The organism is Actinomadura formosensis, from assembly GCF_050948385.1.
GTDB classification, from domain to species: Bacteria; Actinomycetota; Actinomycetes; order Streptosporangiales; family Streptosporangiaceae; genus Spirillospora; species Spirillospora formosensis.
Genome location: NZ_CP192011.1, coordinates 921210 through 939861, shown reverse-complemented (window position 1 = coordinate 939861; position 18652 = coordinate 921210). Strand labels below are relative to the sequence as shown.

Annotated in this window: 19 protein-coding genes and 1 pseudogene; 9 read left to right on the top strand and 11 right to left on the bottom strand. The window is 68.6% G+C overall.

Annotated elements, in window-relative coordinates; genetic code table 11:
• Nucleotides 1-10 precede the first annotated feature (10 nt).
• Genes ACQP1N_RS04360 through ACQP1N_RS04320 form a run of 9 tightly spaced genes read left to right on the top strand, consistent with a single transcriptional unit; the run spans nucleotide 11 to nucleotide 8242 of the window.
• Nucleotides 11-781, top strand: a complete 771-nt coding sequence (locus ACQP1N_RS04360; protein ID WP_433229250.1) for a hypothetical protein — start codon at nucleotides 11-13, stop codon at nucleotides 779-781.
• A complete protein-coding gene (locus ACQP1N_RS04355; protein ID WP_433229249.1) occupies nucleotides 778-2136 on the top strand; it encodes a CpaF family protein in 1359 nt (452 codons plus the stop codon). The genes ACQP1N_RS04360 and ACQP1N_RS04355 overlap by 4 nt, the downstream gene beginning before the upstream one ends.
• A complete protein-coding gene (locus tag ACQP1N_RS04350) occupies nucleotides 2133-3014 on the top strand; it encodes a type II secretion system F family protein (protein ID WP_433229247.1) in 882 nt (293 codons plus the stop codon). Before ACQP1N_RS04355 ends, ACQP1N_RS04350 begins: the two co-directional genes overlap by 4 nt.
• Entirely contained in the window at nucleotides 3011-3907 is an 897-nt protein-coding gene (locus ACQP1N_RS04345; protein WP_433229246.1) for a hypothetical protein, read from the top strand. Before ACQP1N_RS04350 ends, ACQP1N_RS04345 begins: the two co-directional genes overlap by 4 nt.
• Before the next feature lie 31 nt (nucleotides 3908-3938).
• On the top strand, nucleotides 3939-4151 hold the full coding sequence (locus ACQP1N_RS04340; protein WP_433229245.1) for a hypothetical protein: 213 nt from the start codon (nucleotides 3939-3941) through the stop codon (nucleotides 4149-4151).
• Nucleotides 4148-4543, top strand: a complete 396-nt coding sequence (locus tag ACQP1N_RS04335; protein WP_433229244.1) for a pilus assembly protein — start codon at nucleotides 4148-4150, stop codon at nucleotides 4541-4543. Before ACQP1N_RS04340 ends, ACQP1N_RS04335 begins: the two co-directional genes overlap by 4 nt.
• 56 nt (nucleotides 4544-4599) lie before the next feature.
• Nucleotides 4600-4992 carry a TadE/TadG family type IV pilus assembly protein gene (locus ACQP1N_RS04330; protein ID WP_433229243.1) on the top strand — a complete coding sequence of 131 codons (393 nt, stop codon included), beginning with the start codon at nucleotides 4600-4602 and terminating at the stop codon, nucleotides 4990-4992.
• Nucleotides 4989-5444 carry a pilus assembly protein TadG-related protein gene (locus tag ACQP1N_RS04325; RefSeq protein ID WP_433229241.1) on the top strand — a complete coding sequence of 152 codons (456 nt, stop codon included), beginning with the start codon at nucleotides 4989-4991 and terminating at the stop codon, nucleotides 5442-5444. Before ACQP1N_RS04330 ends, ACQP1N_RS04325 begins: the two co-directional genes overlap by 4 nt.
• The gene (locus ACQP1N_RS04320; protein ID WP_433229239.1) at nucleotides 5441-8242 is read left to right on the top strand and encodes a BTAD domain-containing putative transcriptional regulator; all 2802 of its coding nucleotides are present in this window, start codon (nucleotides 5441-5443) and stop codon (nucleotides 8240-8242) included. Before ACQP1N_RS04325 ends, ACQP1N_RS04320 begins: the two co-directional genes overlap by 4 nt.
• A 44-nt stretch (nucleotides 8243-8286) precedes the next feature.
• Here ACQP1N_RS04320 and ACQP1N_RS04315 read toward each other — a convergent pair whose 3' ends face one another.
• From ACQP1N_RS04315 to ACQP1N_RS04265, 11 genes and pseudogenes are all read right to left on the bottom strand, one after another.
• Nucleotides 8287-10470, bottom strand: a complete 2184-nt coding sequence (locus tag ACQP1N_RS04315; RefSeq protein ID WP_433229238.1) for a hypothetical protein — start codon at nucleotides 10468-10470, stop codon at nucleotides 8287-8289.
• Between the two features lie 130 nt (nucleotides 10471-10600).
• The gene (locus tag ACQP1N_RS04310; protein WP_433229237.1) at nucleotides 10601-11197 is read right to left on the bottom strand and encodes an NYN domain-containing protein; all 597 of its coding nucleotides are present in this window, start codon (nucleotides 11195-11197) and stop codon (nucleotides 10601-10603) included.
• Between the two features lie 74 nt (nucleotides 11198-11271).
• Nucleotides 11272-12201: an SAM-dependent methyltransferase gene (locus ACQP1N_RS04305; RefSeq protein ID WP_433232573.1), complete on the bottom strand. Its 930-nt coding sequence runs from the start codon at nucleotides 12199-12201 to the stop codon at nucleotides 11272-11274.
• Nucleotides 12202-12498: 297 nt separating this feature from the next.
• Nucleotides 12499-12657 (bottom strand): annotated as a pseudogene (locus ACQP1N_RS04300) (BldC family transcriptional regulator); the annotation flags it as partial.
• 88 nt (nucleotides 12658-12745) lie between these two features.
• Entirely contained in the window at nucleotides 12746-13975 is a 1230-nt protein-coding gene (locus ACQP1N_RS04295) for an acyl-CoA dehydrogenase family protein (RefSeq protein ID WP_433229235.1), read from the bottom strand.
• A gap of 74 nt (nucleotides 13976-14049) precedes the next feature.
• Nucleotides 14050-14643: a GAF domain-containing protein gene (locus tag ACQP1N_RS04290; protein ID WP_433229233.1), complete on the bottom strand. Its 594-nt coding sequence runs from the start codon at nucleotides 14641-14643 to the stop codon at nucleotides 14050-14052.
• Nucleotides 14640-15281: a GTP-binding protein gene (locus ACQP1N_RS04285; protein WP_433229232.1), complete on the bottom strand. Its 642-nt coding sequence runs from the start codon at nucleotides 15279-15281 to the stop codon at nucleotides 14640-14642. The genes ACQP1N_RS04290 and ACQP1N_RS04285 overlap by 4 nt, the downstream gene beginning before the upstream one ends.
• Nucleotides 15271-15726, bottom strand: a complete 456-nt coding sequence (locus ACQP1N_RS04280; protein WP_433229230.1) for a DUF742 domain-containing protein — start codon at nucleotides 15724-15726, stop codon at nucleotides 15271-15273. Before ACQP1N_RS04280 ends, ACQP1N_RS04285 begins: the two co-directional genes overlap by 11 nt.
• A gap of 2 nt (nucleotides 15727-15728) precedes the next feature.
• Complete coding sequence (locus tag ACQP1N_RS04275; protein ID WP_364545351.1) at nucleotides 15729-16244, bottom strand: roadblock/LC7 domain-containing protein; 516 nt, start codon at nucleotides 16242-16244, stop codon at nucleotides 15729-15731.
• A 49-nt stretch (nucleotides 16245-16293) separates the two neighbouring features.
• Complete coding sequence (locus ACQP1N_RS04270) at nucleotides 16294-17769, bottom strand: ATP-binding protein (RefSeq protein ID WP_433229227.1); 1476 nt, start codon at nucleotides 17767-17769, stop codon at nucleotides 16294-16296.
• Nucleotides 17766-18590, bottom strand: a complete 825-nt coding sequence (locus tag ACQP1N_RS04265; protein WP_433229225.1) for an SAM-dependent methyltransferase — start codon at nucleotides 18588-18590, stop codon at nucleotides 17766-17768. The genes ACQP1N_RS04270 and ACQP1N_RS04265 overlap by 4 nt, the downstream gene beginning before the upstream one ends.
• Nucleotides 18591-18652: the final 62 nt, after the last annotated feature.

Sequence of the window (18652 nt, the reverse complement as noted above, 5' to 3'; positions counted from 1 at the left end):
TGCTCCCGGGGTGTCCACCACGGCCCTCGGTCTGTCGTTGCTGTGGCCGGGGCGGGTGCTGTTGGCCGAATGCGACCCGATGGGACGCCGTGTACTGCCGGGGTTCATGGCGGACCGTATGCGTGAATCAGCCGGTCCGGGGCTGCTCGGGCTGGCGATGGCGGTCGAAGTCGGCCAAGAAGCGGCGATACCGCTGAAGGAGTACGTGGTGCCGATCGTGGACGACGGGCACGTGGAGCTGCTGCATGGTGTCCGTGATCCGCGGCATGGAACGCGGTTGGCTCCGGTGTGGCGCAGGCTGGCCGAGGCGCTGACGGCTTGGGACGGCGATGTGATCGCCGACTTGGGCCGAGTCGGCGGTGCTGACACGCCCACCGAGCTGCTGAAGGCGGCTGACGCCGTGGTCATGATCCTCAAGCCGACGTTGGCGCAGGTTGATGCGGCCAACCCGCGGCTGGACACGCTCAAGGGGTTGGTCGGTGAGCACGTGACACTCGGGTTGGGTCTGATCGTCGATGGGCCTTACAGGGCAGCCGAGGTCGAACGTGCCCTGGACGTCCCGGTACTGGCCGAGCTTCCGTCCTCGCCGGTGGACGCCAGGGTGCTGTCGGATGGTGCGCGTCCTCGGCTGACGTTCAGAACCTCGCTGCTGGTCCGTTCGCTAGAACACCTGGGACGACGACTCCACACGGCCGTCGGCTCCTCGGACTCGATGGGCTCCTCTGCGAGGAGCCGAGCAGCGCGGTCGAAGCCGCTAGCAGAAGCGGGGGCTCACGAGTGACCGCGCCCGGCTGGAACCCCACCGGAATCGACACCTCGGTACCGTTCGCGCTTCCTCTGCAGCGAAACGGCGAAGCGAACGTGTGGGCAGCGGTCCGTGAGGTGTCGGCGCAGCTCGTCGACGTCCTGGGTGACGGAGTCGACCGGGTTCGATCGCGGCAGTTGATCGATACGCAAGTCCAGGCATGGGCCCATGAGCAGATGACCGCCGGGCGGGTCGTGTCGGCGTCCGAGCAGCAGCAGGTTGCGCGACTGGTATTCGACCGCCGTTTCGGGCTCGGGGCCCTGCAGCCCTACCTGGAACGTTCCGACGTAGAGAACATCGTGGTCAACGGCTGCCGCCAGACCTGGATCAGCTACACCAACGGCGCGAAGGAGCCGGGCCCACCGGTCGCGGAAACCGATGAGGACCTGATCGAGTGGGTGCAGTTGCTGGCGCGGCGCGGCAACACCGGCCGCGAGTTCTCCCACGCGTCCCCGCTGCTGGACGTCGCACTCAACGACGGGCTCCGGCTCGCCGTGGTCGGATGGGTGTCCCGGCAGCCGCATCTGGCGATCCGAGTGCACCGCCTCGTTGACATCTCCTTGCGGCAACTCACCGGACTCGGCACCCTCACACCGCCGCTGGAGCAGTTCCTGCGAGCCGCGATCGCCGCGCGCCGCAACATCATCGTGTGCGGAGAGGTCAACACCGGTAAGACCACCCTGGTCCGGGCTCTGGCCGGCGAGATCGCCCCGCAGGAGCGAATCATCACCCTGGAAAGCGACTTCGAGCTGTTCCTGGACGACCCGAGGCTGGCCCACCGGCATCACGACGTAGTCGCCCTCGAAGCGCGCCAGGCCAACTCCGAAGGCGCGGGCGAGGTGCGGTTGCAGGATCTTGTGCCGGCTTGCCTGCGTCTTAACCCCGACCGCGTCATCGTCGGTGAAGCCCGGCACGGGGAACTCGCTCCGATGCTGGAGGTGATGTACTCCGGGGCGCGCGGCTCCATGTGCACGCTGCACGTCCACCGCCCAGAGCACGTCTTCAGCCGCGTCATCCAGCTCGGCCGCCGCGCCGACCTCGGCTTGAGCGCTGACGACGTGCATCTGATGTTCGGACTGGCCGAACCCCTCATCGTCTACTTGGAGCGCGACCAAGCCAGCAACGGCAGATACGTGTCCCAGGTGATGGAGATCGGGCCGCCCGCGGACTCGGCCGAACCCACTCGCAACTTCGTGTTCACTCCTGGCCCGGACGGACGTGCCGCACCAGCAGGCGGGCACATCAGCCCCCGCTTGCTGGACGAACTCCTTGAGCACGGCTTCGACCCCGAGCTCCTGACACCCGCACCAGCGGATGGGGGTTGGGCATGACGGGGCTGCTGGCCGCATTCGCCGGCCTGTGCACCGCTGGAAGCGTCCTCGCGCTCGTGGGCGCAGTCCGGGGCGTCGGGTTCGGCGAACAGGACGACCGTCCGCCGTCCCGGTTCCAGACGATGCTGCGGTCACCGGCATGGCCTGGGCGTCGCAACCGGCTGCTCGGCGCTATCGCCGGCGCGGCAGCGGTCTTGCTGCTGTCGGGATGGCCGGTGGCGGCGCTGGCGGTCGGAGCCGCGGTGTACGCGCTGCCACCGATGCTGTCGGGCCGCGCGCCGCAGCGACGCATCGCGCGGCTGGAAGCCCTCGCGCAGTGGTCACGGCGGCTGGCGGAGATGATCGGGGCCAGCAGGGGCCTGGAGCAGGCATTGGCCGACAGCGCGCGAGTCGCCCCCGCCACGATCCGCGAACCGGTCGCGCTGCTGGCCGGACGCCTGAACAACCACGCCAACACCGAGCAGGCGCTGCGGGCGTTCGCCGATCAGCTCGACGACCCCATTGCCGACCTGATTGCCTGTGCTCTGCTTCTGGCCACCCGCCGCCGTGGCCCAGGTACGCGGGAGGCGTTGGGGTTGCTAGCCGACGCGGTCGAGCACGAGGTGATCGTGCGCCGCGACGTCGAGGCCGAACGGGCCGGACTGCGGACGACCCTGATCGTGATCGTCGCCTCCGTAGGGGCGCTAAGCGTGCTGTTCGCGTCCTCGCAAACGCTTGCCGGCCCCTATGACACCCCGCTGGGTCAGACCGTCCTGGCGGTCGTCGCCGGCATCTACGCGGCCGGGCTGTGGTGGATGCGGCGGCTGGCCGTGCTGTCGACCGGCTCCAGATTCCTGCACGTCACCCGCCGCACTGTCGAACAGGGGGCGGCACGGTGACGCTCATCGCCGCTTTCGCCGCATGCCTGGGCGCCGCCGGACTCATCGTGCTCGTCCGGGAGTTGCGGCCTGCGCCGCCGCGCCTAGACACGGCGTTGGCCCGTCTCCAGGCCGTACCGCTCCCGCCTGCCGCTGTCTCGACTGGCACCCCGACGCCGGGCGAGCGGGTGGGACGGTGGCTAGCCGAACGGGTCGCGCGGCCGACCGGCATAGTGGCCGTCCCCAGAGCCGATCTCGCCCTGCTAGGACGATCCGTTGAGCGGTTCATGCTCGACAAACTGGCTCTGTTCATCACCGGTCTGACCGCCCCTGCGGTGCTCAGCGCACTAGTGGCTCTCACCGGAGGTTCGCTGCCCTGGTCATTGCCGATGCTGGCGGGGCTGATGCTCGCGGCGGTGCTGTCCTTGATCCCGGACTGGAGCGTTCGGTCCCAGGCCCGGCAGCGGCGCCGGGACTTCCGCTACGCCTTCACCTCCTACCTGCAACTGGTCGTCCTAGAACGGCAGGCGGGCGCCGCTCTCAACTCCGCCCTGGAGAACCCCGCGAAGATCACTGACGGATGGCCGTTCCAGCGCATCCACCAAGCCCTCACTCGTGCCCGGCACGCACAGCAGCAGCCTTGGCGTGCGCTCGCCGACCTCGGCGCCGACATCGACGTCCGGGACCTGATCGACCTGGCCCACACCGCCGAGATCGCCGGAGCCGAGGGCGCCAAGATGCACGACGCGCTCATCGCCAAGATCACTTCGATGCGGCACGAGGCGTCCGCCGCCGCGCGCTCCGAGGCCAATGCCCGCACCACTGCGATGTGGGTGCCGACCTCTCTGCTGATGCTCGGCTTCGTGATCCTGATCGGCTTTCCGTTCTTCTCCAAGCTTCTTTCATCTGGCTGACGCGCAATTCGCATCATCGACTCGGGGGACCATGAACGCGCTCAACACCGCTGCAGCACGCTTGGCGATCGCTCTTCTCAACCGACTCGCAGATCTCAACGTCCGGCGCGACAGGGGGTCGGGGGTGGTGGAGACGATCATCATCGTGGCCGGGTTCGCCGGCCTGGCCTTCACCGTCTACCTCGCCGTCGCCGGGAAGGTGAACGGCTGGATCAGCAAAATCCCCGGCTCCAGCGGCCCATGACCCGGCACAACCTGACCAGGAGCCCCGGACGGGACACGGGATCGGCGACCGTCACGGCCGCCATCGTCTTCCCCGCCGTCGGCGTGCTGTTCCTGGCGCTGCTGCAGACGGTCATGATCTCGGTCGCCCGTGACGTTGCCTTGTCGTCCGCTGAGGAAGGACTTCGTGCGGCTCGCGCCCGTCATGGCAGCGCGGCCAACGGCCGCTCCGCCGCCATCGCCTTCGCCCGTGCCGAACCTGTTCTGCGTGCACCGGAGGTGACCGTGTCCGGGGGTACGACCATCGCCGTCCAGGTGTCCGGAAGTGCTCCCTCGATTCTGCCTGGCGTGGACATCGCCGTCAGCCGCACGGCACGGGGCGCAAGAGAACGCTTCACTACCGAGCAGCCATGAGGAACCGTCTCAGGCGCAGGACGCCGCTGCACACCGGGGACGCGGGGAACGCAGCCGTGGAGGTGGCGATCCTCGCCCCGTTGTTCATCACGTTCCTGGCCGGATTGCTGCTGGTGATGCGCGTCCAGCACGGCAGCGCCGTCGTCGCCCAGGCCGCCGCCGACGCGGCCAGGCACGCCTCCATCGCACGCACCGCCCCCCAAGCCCGCACGGACGCGACAGCCAGCGCCATGGCGACGCTGGGTGACCGCGGACTGCATTGCCGCCCGACCGTCAAGCTCGACCTATCCGGTTTCCGCCGCCCGGTGGGTCAAGCCGGGACGGTATCGGCGCGGGTCACCTGTGACATCCGGCTCGCCGACGTGGCGCTACCGGGCATGCCCGGATCACGAACCGTGACCAAGACTCACCGATCTCCCATCGACCCTTACCGAGGGAAAGCCCGGTGACCGACTTGGGCTCATGGATCGGCCGTCGTCGGCAGGGTCTCACCGATGCCGGCAGCGTGAGCATATTTGCCGTCATCCTCACCCTGGTCGTGGTGATGTTCTTCGGCGCCGTCGTCGATTTCGAGCAGAAACTCGAAGCCCGCCAGGACGCCAACACCGCGGCCCAAGAAGCCGCCCGCGCCGGAGCCGGACGTGTCGACCTCAATCGCGCCTACAGCGACGGCAAGTTCACCGTCGACCGCCGTGCCGCGATCCGCGCTGCGCAGGACTACCTGCGGGCAGGCGGTTACACCGGCACGGTGACGACGTCTGGAACGCGCTCCATCCACGTCCACGTCACCATCACCCGGCCCGCACTGTTCCTGCCTGTCATCGGCATCGACCACCTCCGCGCCGACGGCGCCGCGACCGCGAACCTGACCACCGGAGTGGAAGGACCTCACCAGCCGTGACCTACACCGGACGCAGCCGCCTCGCCGATTTCGCGCGGGGGCTCACCGCTCTCGTGGTCTTCCTGTTCTTCCTGGTCGGATGTCCGGTCGCGATGTACGCCATGGGCGGCTCGCCCATCCCGGACCGGATCCCGTCGTGGGAGGAGATCAGCGCGACCCTGATGCGGCAGGACACCGACCAGAGCGTGTTCCTGGCCACGCTCTTCCTCATCGGCTGGGGCGCGTGGTGCCTGTTCATCGTCACCGTCTGCTCCGAGGCGGTGAACTATCTGGCCGGACGGTCCAGGGCCGCCGCGTCGCGCCCCGTCCGACCGCTCCAAGAACTGGTCCGAAACCTGGTTGCCACAGCCACCCTCACCTTCAGCGCCGCCGCTTCTCTTGCCAGTTCGGCCTCCGCCGCAACCACCATGCACGCTGTGACCGGGGTCCATGCCGCTGCCGGTCCCGAATCCGGCGGACAAGGGCATCTATCTCCCGAGCAAGACGCACCACCGCAGGGGTCAGCCGAATCCGAGTGGACTCCGCTCCTTGCCGACGAGCCCCCGGCTCGGCCGAAGTCCGATCATCACGAGGCGCGAACTCACGTCGTCAAGCGAGGCGAAACCCTTTGGAACCTCGCCCGCCGCACCTACGGCTCCGGCGACCGCTACCCCGAAATCTTCGAGAAGAGCCGGAACATCGACCAACCCAACGGAATCCCTGCCCTCACCGATCCCGACGTTATCCACCCCGGCCAGCTCGTCCGGCTTCCGCGCCTCAGCACGCCGGACGAGGCGTCTTCACCGTCGCCAGCAGCCTCACCGCGGCCGAAGCCGCACAACACCCCGCCCGAACAAGAGACGCAAAGCAGTACTCGCACGCCCGCTCCGCCCAGCTCGACGTCCGGCAGAACGACCACGTCGCCGGTGCCTAGCCCAGTCGTGGCACCGCCCGCCGACCGCTCCGCCAGCCCGCCGCCCTCGTCACCGGACGACCAGGACGATGCGGGCTCACCCCTGGCGATCTCCCTGCCGTCCGGCTCGCTCATCGGCCTCGGTCTCGCCGCCGCGCTCAGCGTGGCCGTAGCCGCCACCCGCCTGCACCGACGCCGCCGGCGTCCGCTGCAAAGCGATCCCGATGCCGCAGAGTACGTTCCCGAACCCCCGATCCCGACCCCCGTCCTCAAAGCCCACAAGGCTCACCTGGATACCTACGCCGACCGTGAGGCGTCTGTCCCATCCGACCCAGAACTCGTCCGCAAGGACCTGCTCACCCCTGAACCCGACCACCTAGTCGTAGGCACCCGCGACGGCCAAGCCGTCACCATCCCGCTGGCAGGACTCAGCCTTGGCCTATCCGGAGATGGCGCGCACGCCGCCGCCCGAGCCATCACCACCGAACTCCTGCCCAAGTCCCGCCGCTACCGCGCCGAAATCGTCATCCCCGAGGCTGACGCCGAAGCACTCTTCCCTGGCACCGACATCACCGGCTTGGCCCGGGCAGTCGAGGGCCTGATCATCACGCCGTCCCTGAACGAAGCCGTCGAACACCTCGAAGCCGAACTCCTGCGCCGCAGCCGAATGCGCCAGACGGCCGAATTGCCCGACGTAGCAGCTCTGCGCATCGACGACCCCGCCGAACCGCTGCCGACGATGCTTCTGGTGGCAGCGGCCCCCACGCACGACGCGACGGCGGTGTACAACTCCGCTACCGTGCACGCCCTCGCCATGCTCGGCCGCCGCCACAGCATCGGCGCACTGCTACTCGGCCCCTGGAAAGACGGTACCGGCCTAGCACTCGCCGACGACGGAACCGTCACCGTCGCCAACGGCCCCTGCGCCGACCAGTTCACCGGAGCGCGTCTGTTCCACCTGACTGCCGACGACGCCGACGACATGCTGCAGACCATCCAGACCGCCACCGGTAGCGAACCCATCCTTCCCGCACCCGTAGGGAGCACCGGCACCCCGCCTGAACCCGCCCCAGAGAGTGCTCACTCTCTCGTCCCGCCGCCCCGCCCCTCCGTCGAAGGCCGCCAAGCTCCCGCCCGACTTCAGGTACTCGGACCGGTCCTCCTCCATACCGCGGACGGCCCCATCACCTCGGGCATGCGCAAGTGCGCCAAACAGCTACTCGCCTACCTCGCGTTGCATCCCAAGGGCGCCACCCGCGACCAAGCCATCGGCGCTCTGTGGCCCGATCTCGTACCCGAATCCGCGGTCATCCAGTTCAACACCGCCACCACCAACATCCGCAAGGCCCTGCGCGCGGCAACCGGCCTCGCCGAGCCCAAGTACGTTCTCCACACTGCCGGCCACTACCGCATCGACCCCGACCTCATCGACGTCGACCTCTGGCAGCTGACCACCACCCTCATGGACGCCGAACAGGCCGACGACAACACCGAACGCATCGACGCTCTCGCCCTGGTTGGCGATCTCTACACCGGGGAGTTCGCCAGTGGTCTCGAGTACGAGTGGGCCAATGCTCACCGCGAATACCTTCGCCGCGCCGTCATCGATGCCCTCGGGAACTTCGTCCAACTCACGCAGCAAGAGCAGCCGGATCGAGCACTCGCCACCCTCGAACGAGCAATCACTTACGACCCATACTCCGAGCCTCTTTACCGTGAGGTCATGCGCCTCCAAGCTCGGCTCGGCCGCCCGGACGCCGTCCGGCGGACCTACCAACTCCTGGGAAGCCGCCTCGACGAGATCGACGCAGAACCCAACGAGGACACCCACCAACTCATGGCCGCCCTCAGCCGCCCAAAGCCCGACGTCCGGAATGCCCGGCCGTCGCCGCGACGGGAGCGGTGAGGGCAACGGACCTACGGGGGGTGGTCGGCTTGTTGGTCGTCTGCTCAGATGGAGCGGGACCGCTCGTCCACCAGTGCCTTGATGAGCAGTGTGGTGGGGTGACCGGTGGGCAGCCGGTCGGCGAGCCTGATGGCGGCCGCCAGGGCCTGGTGGGCGGCCTGGTGGTCGCCGGTGCGGCCGTGCAGGTCGGCGCGCAGGTATTGAAGGTAAGCGTCGTGGGGAGCTGGCCTTTGAGGGAGGATCTCTTCAGCCCGGTCCAGGTGGGCCAATGCCTCGGCCAAGCGACCGGTTCTGGCTGCTGCTTCGGCACGGTTGATGGCGAGGCGGGACCGGGGGTAGGGCTCGCCAAGGTCGTTGAAAACGGCTTCGGCTGCGGAAAACTCGGTTTCGGCTTCGTCGTGGTATCCGAGTTGGCTTAGGACAATGCCGAGCTGGCGCCGCAGCAGGGCCTCCCCTCGCGGGTGAGACGGGACGGCCCGGTAAAGGGCCAGCCCGTCTCGCAGGACCCGGAGGGCATCTTCGGGGCGTCCCATCCGCATCAGGGTGGCGCCGTGGTGCTCGGCGGCGGACGCCTCGGTCAGGGTGTCACCGGACTGCCGGGCCAGGCGTGCGGTCTCGGTGTGATGGCGCGCCGCGTCATCGAAGCGTCCCAGCCATCGGTCCAGGAGCCCGACCAGGCAATGCACGCGCGCCATGGCGCCAGGGTCATCGGCGCGGGTCGCGGAGTCCAGCGCGACGTTACAGAGCTGCCGCCAAGCGGCGTAGTCCTGGCGATGGGTCACATAGCCCCAGAGCGCCTCGGCGTACTGCCAGGCCAGGCCATGCAGACCCGCGTGAGCAGCCGCCGCCTGGGCAGCGAGCAGAGACGGGACCCAGGTCTGCATCAAGGCGATCGCGACCTGAGGCCCAGAGACCGAGGCAGAGCGCTCCGGGAGCCACCCGAAGACGGCGGCGTAGCGGCGACGGCCGGGCACGATGACGGTGTCGAGCTTGGCGGCCCACATCAGATAGTGACGCGCGATACGGGCCACCGCGGCGATCCGCTCGTCGGCGGGCAGGTCTTCGGTGAGGCTGGTGGCGTGAGTGAGGACGGGGGTAGGCATCTGCCACTGATCGTGCTCTCGTTCGTACTGCAGCATGTGCGCCTGACGGAGATCAGCCAGCACCGTGTCGGTGGCCTCGTCGCCGAGTTGGAGGAGTGTGGCTGCTGCGGCGGTGCTGAACGGGCTCGGCATCAGGGCCAGGCGCCGGTAAGCGTCCTGTAGGTCCGGCGGGAACCCGTTGTAGACGGCACCGAGTGTTGTGTTCACGATGATCTCCTCGTCGGTGCTCACGGTCGGGTGCTGGCTGATGGTGGAGGGGCGGAGCGGCTGCCGGGCTGGGGGCCGGGTCAGCCGGGAGGCCAGTTCGTGGATCGGACGGTTAGGGCGGGCGGCCACGTAGGCCGCGCCGGCGACGACCGCGCCCGGGAGCGCGCCGCATGCGGCCACCAGCGCGCGTACTCCACCGGGCTCGTCGGACGCGCGCTCACCGATCACGTCGGCGGCCAGGTCCATCGCCGCCTCCTCGGGCAGCGGCGGAACATCGAGGTGTTCCGCGCCGTCGGCTATCAGGTCCACAAGCCGGAACCTGCTGGTCACCACGACCAGACCTGCAGCGGGCAGCAGTGCCCGCACCTGCACGGCCGTGGCGGCGCACTCGATCACCGCGACAACCGGCCGGGACGCGGTCACCGACCGCAGCAGCGCGGCGGCCTCGTCAGGATGATCGGGCACCCAGGGCGCCCCCAGGGCCCGCAGCCAGCACGACAGCACAGCGGCGACACGGCTACAGCGCTCGTCGGCCTGGCCCCGGTTCCGGCCGGTGGCTGCGCCCTGGGTCAGGTCCGCCCACAATGCGCCGCCTGGAGCGGCACCGGCACGCATGGCTCGGTGCGCGGCATCCAGTGCCAGGGCGGTGGCTCCTGCACCGGCCGGGCCGCTGATGACCAGCAGGCTCGGCCGTGCCGATCGACGCTGCGAGCCGACGATCCGGTTCAGGACGGCGCGTTCAGCCACCCGATCAAGGATCCGGTGGGGCGGCGCGGGCAGCATCATCACCGGCCGTCCTACGCTGAGCACGGGGGCGTGCAGGTGTACGTCGCCGTGCACGGCGGCGGCCTGCACGACGGTTCCTATCTGCCCGGAGCCGTCGACCTGGTTCCCGATCCGCTCGGCATTCTCGTTCATCCGGCGTCCGGGCAAGGCTGTGACCGCAGCGACGCGACGGTGGGATGAGGCTGGCAAAACGGCCCGCCCAAACTCGCTACAGGACCTTGCTGGCCTCGGCGGTAGCGAAACGTGATGGGACAGTGTGGGGTCACGGCCGTTCACCGCCGAACTCGCGTCTGCGGGGCAGCAGGGTGTCAAAGGCGGGAGTGTGGCCAGCGCGTTCGAGAAGACGCGGGGCCGTGGCCAGGCATTGCTGATGCCCAGCACGGTTGGGGAACGTCAGGTAGACGCTGGGGACGACGACTTGAACGTGGTCCTCGGCCAGCCAGTCGACCAGCGGGACGTACTCGGGATCGCCGGTGATCAGTACCGCCATGTCGAGCGGTACCTCGGCGGCCGCTTCGTGACACGTGAGCGCGAGCTCCACGGCCAGGCCCTCGGGTCCGCCACCGTTCTTGCCGTGGTCGAAGGGCAGTTCGTGGCGTTGGATCTTCAGCCAGTCCAGCACGGCGGTGAACGCGGCCGGGGCGGGCTGGCCAAGCCCTTGGAAGTGGTGGGCTTCGGTGACCTCTATCTCATCGATGTGCCGGCGGAACACCGTGGACGCGTATCGGCAGAGCTGTTCGTGGAATCCCTCCAACTCGATGCGCCGACGCGTCTGGTGGTGTTGCTGGTAGTAGTGCGCCAGCGGAGCAAAGAACGCGCCGTCGTAGAAGACACCGATACGGATTGGGGCCTGGGGCATGCGTGGAACGTCTTCCTCACGGAGGGCTCCGGCGGGTGTGGTACCAGACGGATGGGCCGAGTGGTGGGACGGGGTCAGCACGTTCTAGCCACTGCGCATCGTGCGTCGGTGTTGACGCTCCTCGACGGGGGCTGGCCCGGCCTCCAGAGTGCGGGTGGCACCAGGCCCGGTTGGACGGGGTTCAGACCGGCGAAGAATTCGGCTATCTGGGGAGGGGTGCGGAGCCGGTAGGGCACAGCGCCGGTGCCGTTGTAGGTCTCTTGCGCCCAGGTGAGTGCGGTTCTTGTGGTGGTGGCATCGCTGAGTGCCAAGTAGCTGCCCGGTGCCAGGCCCTCCACCAAGCGGCGCACGATCGCGTACGCGTCGTCGGTGTTGTCGATGTGGCCCATCACGCCGATGAGTAGGACTGCGACGGGTTGATTGAGGTCCAGGTGGCGGGCGGCGCCTGCCAGGACGGTTTCGGTGTCGGCGATGTCAGCGTGGACGAGGGCGGCCCGGCAGCCCGGCTCGCTGTTCAGCAACTCCTGGATGCGGATGGTCACGAGCGGGTCGTTGTCGACGTAGACGGTCCGGGTGTCGGAGGCTCCCGATCTCGCGACGATGTGGGTGTCGGTGAGGTCTTTCGGGGACGGGAGGCCAGGGCCGATTTCGATGAACTGCCGCACGTCTTGCTTGGCGAGGTATTCGATCGCCTGACGCTTGAAGCCGCGCTGACTCACCACCAGGTGTGCAAGGTCGGGATAGACCTCCTGGAAGGTGTCGGCGGCCTGCCGGTCGGCTTCGTAGTGGTCGCTGCCGCCCAGGATGTAGTTCCAGACCCGGGCTGACTGGGGCACCAGCCGGTCGACATCGTCCAACATGAGGACCGGTACGCCAGCGGCCAACGAGTCTTGCTCCGCGTGCGCTGTAGTGCCGGACGTCGCGCTTAGCACCGCGACGCTGCCCTCGGTGGCCTGGCTCTCTCGGTCTGCAATGGGCGGTGACGGTAGTTCGAGGCCGGTCATGTCCGGAAGGGGGATGCCTGCGGCGCCCAACACCGTGGAGGCGTAGTCGAGCAGGTGGCCGGCGCAAGCCTGATGAAGCTCGCGGCTGAAGTCCCCGAGTTGTGCAGCGATTTGTTTCCACTCGAGGTCGGTGAGGTCACGTTGTGCGAAGCGGGTGAACCAGGCGCGGTCCAGGACGGTGACGGCGAGGCCGTACCGGTCTGCCAGGTCCAGCAGCACGCCGGTGGGGTCGGCGCCGTAGTAGTCGTCGACCAGCGTCTCCAGCTGGGTGTACCGGGTGGAGCGGCGCTCGGCGTTCAGCAGTTCGTAGACCTCGGAGGCCCGGTAGCGGCGGTGACCGCCCATCGTCCGGATCGAAGAGAGCTTGTTTCCCTTTGCCCATCGGGTGACCGTTTTCGGGTCGACGCGGAACAGCGCCGCCACCTCGGCAGGCGTGAGCAGATCAGGTGCAGTCATAGGAGCTATTGGTTTTCGACGGAGGGAAGGGGGATGCGGTGCGGCCTCGGGAACGGGCCTTCGGCAGTCCCGGAGGCCGCATCGCAGGTCAGGCAGCAGGCTCTTGCGCAGCTTCGGACGGGACGGACGACGGGGGCAGAGCTGTCACGTGGACCAGGCGACACGACCACTGGCCCTTGCCCTGGCCCAGCGCGGACTCGCCCAAGCGGCGCAACTGGATGTCACCGGTACCGGCGGGTGCATCGATGTGGAAGGCGTCCCGGACCAGACGCTCGATGCAGCGGTCGCGCCGGAGTCCGGCCGCCGCGTGGATCTTCATCGTGGCCAAAACGGACTCCATCAGCGATTCCACGCCCCGGTACTTGGCGCTGATCAGCTCGTCGTCGCAGGCCTGGCCGTGGTCGAGCATGTGCGCGGCCTGGTAGGCCAGCGTGCGGGCGGTCATCAACCGCTCGTTGATCTGCCCGATCCGCTGCTCGATGGTGGGCAGTTTGGCCAGCGGCTCGTCCCGGCGACGGCGCTCTTTGGCGAACCGGACGGTCTCCTCCAGCAAGGCCTGGTGGATGCCCAGCGCGACGGCGGTCAGGTTGGGGCGGCCGTACAGGATGGACGAACTGTAAGCGACGGCGAGTCCGTCGCCCTCGCTGCCGATCATGTTGTCGGCCGGGATCCGTACGTCGTCCATGACCAGGTCACCGAAGCTGAAACCGTGCAGCCCCAGCGACGGCTGATGCGGAACCACCTGGAAGCCGACCCGATTGTCCTCGACCAGGAACGCCGACAGCGAGCGGGACCCCGCCGCCTCGGCCCCGGTGCGAACGACTACGCCATGCGGACCCCCGAGGTGGGAGTTGCCGACGTACTTCTTGCGGCCGTTCAGGACCCAATAGTCGCCGTCGCGGCGGGCGCTGGCCCGCATGTCCAGCACATTGCCGCCCGACTCCTCCTCGGTCACCGCGATCGTCGGCAGCCAGTCACCCGACGCGATTCGCGGCAGCCACAGGCGTTTCTGCTCCTCGGTCCCGTAGTGGATGATCTTGGCGGCGCCGAGTTGGGATGCCTGGACCATGGCGCCCATCGCGCCCGACACTCTCGCCAGCTCCTCGATCACGATCGTCTTGGCGAGGTGGCCAGCGCCCATGCCGCCGTACTCGGAAGGGATGGTCACCCCGAGCCACCCCTGCCGGGCGATCAGGGCGGAGGATTGGACATCAACGGTTTGCGCGGACTCCATCCAGGCCACGCGGGGGGCGATCTCTCCCTCGGCGAAGGAGCGAACCGTTTCCCTCAGGCTCTTGTGGTCGTCGGTCTCGAACACGAACCATCCCTTCCACTTGGACCCACCACTGCCGGACGGTCGGGTCCGGCAGAAGTCATCGCCGCGGGCTGATCTCAGCCGCTTCTGTCACCGGGACTGTGGCGGCCGCTGGTGTCGGCTCGCTGCGCGAGCGCGTCCATGAGTGCGTCGCGGTGCCGCTTGATGAGCGCGAGCGAGGTTTGCCCGGTCTCCCTGGGGAGCGGGTCGGTGCCGATGACGCACACGGTGCCCAGCACGGTTCCGGTGGGCTCGTGGACGAGCGGCGCGCCGGCGTAGGTGCGGACGCCCAACTTGTCGACCACCGGGTTGGACGCGAAGTGCGGGTTGGCGCACACGTCAGACAGAACGAGCGCCTTGGTGCGGTCGAGCATCTCGGGACAGAACCCGTGATCGGGCCGCATGGTCCGGTCCACCGCCCGCATGCCGGGCGGTATGTGCAGCCCGACGAACGTCTGCTCCTGCTCGGTGAACAGGTTCACCATCGCGTACAGGTTCTGACCGTGTTCGCCGAGTTCGGCGGCGAAGGTGCCGGAGATCCGGGCGGCGAACCGGTCGAACTCGGCGTCCGGGTTCATGGCGAGGCCGAGTTCGGCGAGCAGTTTCATACGCTGCTCGGCGGTGTCGTGCCAGGTAGGCACGTGCAGGCCGGAGTCGGGGTCGTACTTCATGCGGAGGCTCCCTGGACGATGGGCTGGTGCGGCCGCTCAGGTTGGTGCGGGCGGGAGAGCGCGTGGTCGACCAGGGTCAGCAGCACGGTGATGGCCGAGCGCGCGTCGCGGGCGTCGCAGTGCACGATCGGCACGTCGTCGGGGATGTCGAGAGCGTGTCGGACCTCGGCCGGGGTGTAGCGGTGCGGGGCGTCGGCGAACTCGTTGATCGCGACCACGAACGGGATGCCGCGCTGCTCGAAGTAGCCGACCGGGCCGAAGCTGTCGGTCAGCCGACGGGTGTCGATCAGCACCACGGCGCCGACCGCGCCGTAGGTGAGGTCATCCCAGGTGAACCAGTAGCGGTCCTGGCCGGGTGTGCCGAACAGATACAGCACCATCTGCTGCTGGTCGAAAGTGAGGCGGCCGAAGTCCAGTGCGACGGTGGTGGTGGTCTTGTCCTCCACCCCCGCCAGGGAGTCGACGCCGTCACTGACCACCGTGAGCTGTTCCTCGGTGGTCAGCGGGTCGATTTCGCTGACCGCGCCGATCATGGTGGTCTTGCCGACCCCGAACCCGCCACTGACGATGATCTTCGCGGTTAAGGGTGCGGGATCGCATCGACCAGGTCCGGTTGTCTCAATACGGTCAGGCGACATTGGACAGCCTCGTTTCCAGGCCGGAACGCAGCGCCTCTAGAACTTGCAGGTGATCGGAAACCCCGGGGTCGGGCAGGGCGATGACCAGTGCGCCGCAGTCGATCAGGTCGCTGATGATGATCTTGGCGGCCTGGACGGGGAGACCAAGGCGAGCTGCGATTTCGGCGACCGGGCACGGCTGCTTGCGGCATAGCTCGACCACTTGGGACGACTCGGGGCCGAGCCCTTGGACAGGTGCACTGTCCGCGGTCTCCAGCAGGGTCACCAGCCGCATCGTGTGCTGCGGACGGGTCCGGCCGCCGGTGATCGCGTAGGGGCGCACGTGTTCGGCGTCGTAGGTCTCCCACGCCTGGTCCCACTCGACAGCACCGGCCGGTCCGGTTACGGCCGCCACGGTGTAGGGGCCTGGAGGGCGGCGCGAGCTGTGGCCTGCTAGTCCGGGCATGGTCACTGCCCTCCTGCGGTGTGCCGACCACCGCGGGTCGGGGTGGTCATGTGTTCGGCCACGCTCTTGACCAGCAGAGTTATCTCGTAGCCGACCACGCCGGGGTCTGCGTCCGGCTCGGCCAGAACACCGAGCACGCAGCCGACCAGGCCGGGCTCGGCACCCGGCGTGCTTGTGATGGCGAAATCGGCACTCACGACGAACACCAAGACGCTGGCGTCCTCGATGATGACCTGCCGAAATCCGCTGTCCCGGGCTCCGATCAGGGTGGCTGCAGACCGTGCCAGGGAGTGCAGGCTGGACATCCATGCGGCTGCTCGGTCCGCCCCGGCGGTCTCCAAGCCCGATACCGCCATCTTCAGGCCGTCCCGTGAGACCAGCAAAGCGCCGGTGACACCCGCAACCCGGCCGACGAACTCCTGCAGAAGCCAGCTCGAGCCATCAGCCGCCGGTATCGATGAAACCTGAAGGGGTGAGGCTGCGGTCGCAGTGGTGGGTGGAGGCGTGGGGGGTGTCATTCGCGAATCTCTCCGTAGGTGTGAGGCGACCGATGTCCCGGGAGGGGAATCAGCCGATCTCCGGCTGTTGGAGGTGGCGATGCTGCTGCTCGCCCTGGCCGCGCCGAACCCCTGTGGCGAAGCGCGCCATCAGCTCCGGTGATGGAGGCTGCACAGCTTCCGGCGCCGGAGTGGGGTCGGTGGAAGGCGGTGGCAGAGCACCCGAAGCGGGGCGGTTCTTGCGACGTCGCGGAAGTGGGGGGCGGCCATTCGGCGTCGCTGGCTGGGCGGATGGCACAGGACGCTCCCTCGCCGGTGACGCCTGCTTGGCGGCCCCGGACGGGGCCGGGTCGGTCGGTGGCGGGCGCGTTGGCAGGGATGCCGGAGGGTTGGTCGGGGCGGGGATGCGGTGCCGGAGGGACACCCGCGGCAGCGTTCCGGCGCGGGTTGAGGAGGTCAGCAGGGTGTGAGGTAGGAGCACCAGTGCTTGCATTCCGGGCGACTGCGGACGCAGTTCGATCCGGATGCCGTGCCGGGTGGCCAGCCGGGCCGCGACCAGAAGACCGACCTGCCCTTGCCGGACCTGCTCACGCAGGCTGACCTGGAACGGTGCTTCCAGAATCCGACGCAGTCCAGCAAGTCGCTCGGGCGACAGCGCCAGCTCGCCCTCGTCGCGGACCTCCACGCCCATGCCAGCCGGCGTCTGGACCGTCGTCATCCGTACCGTGGCACTAGAGAACCGGGTGGCGTTCTCCACCAGCTCCGCCAGGATGTGAATCACATCTGGACCCGCGTACCCGGGGATCTCCACATCGTCATCGGGCAGCGCCAACCGCACCCGCTGGAACGCCTCAACCTCCGCCATCGCCTGACGTAGCACCGTCGAGATCGGCAACGGCGCGGAGGCGCGCCGTGCGGTCCTGCCTCCCAGCACCGCCGACCGCGCGGCGGCGCGGCGCAACTGGGTCGCCAGGTGATCGATCCCGTACAGATCCGCGAGGAGATTGGGATCCTCCAGATCGTTCTCGATAGCCTTGAGGCGCTCCAGCATCCGGCTCACCAGCGCGTGCACGCGATGCCCGACGTAGACCAGAACCTCGCCGTCAGGTTCCTCCGCCGCATCCACCCGCGCGGCCGACGCGTGCAGCAGACGGGCACGGGCACGCAGATCAGCTGCGATCACCGCGGCGATCCGATCCGCCGTTTCGTCGTAGGCGTCAGCGGGGCTGAACGGCTGGAACCAGCGAGCCCCCACCTGCGGATGACTGGAGAAGGGTCGCTGCCAATGCCAGTACAACTCGCCGGAACCGCCGGGGCCGGGCAGCAGCACCACCAGCCGGCCCACGTACGGATGGACGTCCACACGCTGCACGGCGACCGTCATCGCGCCCGCGGGGCTCCCCATGAGTGGTGCCATCGAAGCGCGCAACCCCCGCAAGGTGAGGCGATCGGCCAGTTCGAGGGCATGCTTGCGCGCCTGCTCAGACGGTGCCGAGGGCGCCTGGCTGTTGCTGGCCTGGGCACGGAAGTCCACGTCACCGGTCACCGGACTTTCCTTCCGACTCCGGCGCGGGCCTCTACGTCGATCACGCGCTCGACGAAGGCGAGCTCCGGGCGCCAAAGGTGCGGGGCTACCATGCCGGTGCCGTGCTCGCCGGGGTCGACCAACTCCAGCCCATCCAGGAACCTGGCGATCTGGTCGGAGGTGCGCAGTGTGTAAGGGGCGGCACCAGACTCGTTGTAGAGGCCGTGCGCCTGTGCCCGCGCGGCACTGGTCACGATGCCGTCGCAGACGGCCAGATAGGAACCGGGCACTAGCGGTGCCATCGCCCGCTGCACCAGCCGGTGGGCCTCGTCATCGCCGATGTGTCCCAAGATGCCCAGCATCAGGACCGCGACCGGCCGCTGCAGGTCCAGCAGTGTGGCCGCTGCCTGTTCCACGATGACGTCCGGGGCGCAGACGTCGGCGTCGATGAAGTCGGTGGCCCCCTCCGGCATCGAGGTCAGGAGGGCGCGTCCATGGGCCAGGACGAGCGGGTCGTTGTCTACATAGACCACCCGCGCATCCGGGGCGAGCCGCTGGGCTACTTCGTGAGTGTTGTCGGAGGCGGGCAAGCCGGTGCCGATGTCCAGGAACTGACGCACGCCCATCTCGCCGGCCAAGAACCGCACGACACGGCAGAGGAAAAGCCTCTGGGCACGAGCGATGTCGACGATGCCTGGGAAGACCTTCCGGTAAGCGTCGCCAACAGCTCGGTCCACCTCATAGTTGTCCTTGCCGCCCAGCCAGTAGTCCCAGATCCTGGCCGAATGGGGCGCGGCGGTGTCGATCTGCGGGGATGCGACGTACGCACGCGAGGCGGTCATATCAGCCCCGGCTCCGCTGTCGGGCGCAGGCCGCCGCGGAACACGTCGTACATGACCGCTGG

Excerpts from the sequence above, each read along its gene's own strand:
- ACQP1N_RS04305 (WP_433232573.1), bottom strand. The coding sequence starts at position 12,201 with ATGACCGGCCTCGAACTACCGTCACCGCCCATTGCAGACCGAGAGAGC.
- ACQP1N_RS04350 (WP_433229247.1), top strand. The coding sequence starts at position 2,133 with ATGACGGGGCTGCTGGCCGCATTCGCCGGCCTGTGCACCGCTGGAAGC.
- ACQP1N_RS04285 (WP_433229232.1), bottom strand. The coding sequence starts at position 15,281 with ATGTCGCCTGACCGTATTGAGACAACCGGACCTGGTCGATGCGATCCC.
- ACQP1N_RS04275 (WP_364545351.1), bottom strand. The coding sequence starts at position 16,244 with ATGACACCCCCCACGCCTCCACCCACCACTGCGACCGCAGCCTCACCC.
- ACQP1N_RS04340 (WP_433229245.1), top strand. The coding sequence starts at position 3,939 with ATGAACGCGCTCAACACCGCTGCAGCACGCTTGGCGATCGCTCTTCTC.
- ACQP1N_RS04310 (WP_433229237.1), bottom strand. The coding sequence starts at position 11,197 with ATGCCCCAGGCCCCAATCCGTATCGGTGTCTTCTACGACGGCGCGTTC.
- ACQP1N_RS04280 (WP_433229230.1), bottom strand. The coding sequence starts at position 15,726 with ATGCCCGGACTAGCAGGCCACAGCTCGCGCCGCCCTCCAGGCCCCTAC.
- ACQP1N_RS04265 (WP_433229225.1), bottom strand. The coding sequence starts at position 18,590 with ATGACCGCCTCGCGTGCGTACGTCGCATCCCCGCAGATCGACACCGCC.
- ACQP1N_RS04290 (WP_433229233.1), bottom strand. The coding sequence starts at position 14,643 with ATGAAGTACGACCCCGACTCCGGCCTGCACGTGCCTACCTGGCACGAC.
- ACQP1N_RS04315 (WP_433229238.1), bottom strand. The coding sequence starts at position 10,470 with ATGAACGAGAATGCCGAGCGGATCGGGAACCAGGTCGACGGCTCCGGG.
- ACQP1N_RS04335 (WP_433229244.1), top strand. The coding sequence starts at position 4,148 with ATGACCCGGCACAACCTGACCAGGAGCCCCGGACGGGACACGGGATCG.